The organism is Psychrobacter sp. TB55-MNA-CIBAN-0194 (assembly GCF_040309505.1).
In the GTDB taxonomy this organism is placed as follows: Bacteria; Pseudomonadota; Gammaproteobacteria; order Pseudomonadales; family Moraxellaceae; genus Psychrobacter; species Psychrobacter fozii.
This window is the reverse complement of record NZ_JBEOOW010000798.1, coordinates 1-235: the sequence shown is the minus strand read 5'-3', so window position 1 is coordinate 235 and position 235 is coordinate 1. Positions and strand designations below refer to the sequence as shown.

The following is a 235-nucleotide window of genomic DNA, read 5'->3' as shown; positions in this document are numbered from 1 at the left end:
ACTGCCAATCGGTGGTAACTGAAAAAAGTCTCCTGCAACAACGACTTGGATACCACCAAAAGCTTTGTCATTTTTGCGTACATGCTTAAGCACTTGGCTGACCAAATTAATCTGCTTGGCATGCAGCATCGATATCTCATCGATGATAAGTACCGCGGTGTCCTTTAATCTATCTGCCAAAAACTGCTTACGTGATAAATTGGTTAAATCGCGATCCGTTAGCTCATCCTTAATA

1 protein-coding gene is annotated in these 235 nt (G+C 41.7%); it reads right to left on the bottom strand.

Features of this window, described 5'->3' with window-relative positions:
• Nucleotides 1-235: AAA family ATPase (locus tag AAEY75_RS17135; protein WP_352260387.1), on the bottom strand; the 235-nt coding region annotated here is incomplete at both ends.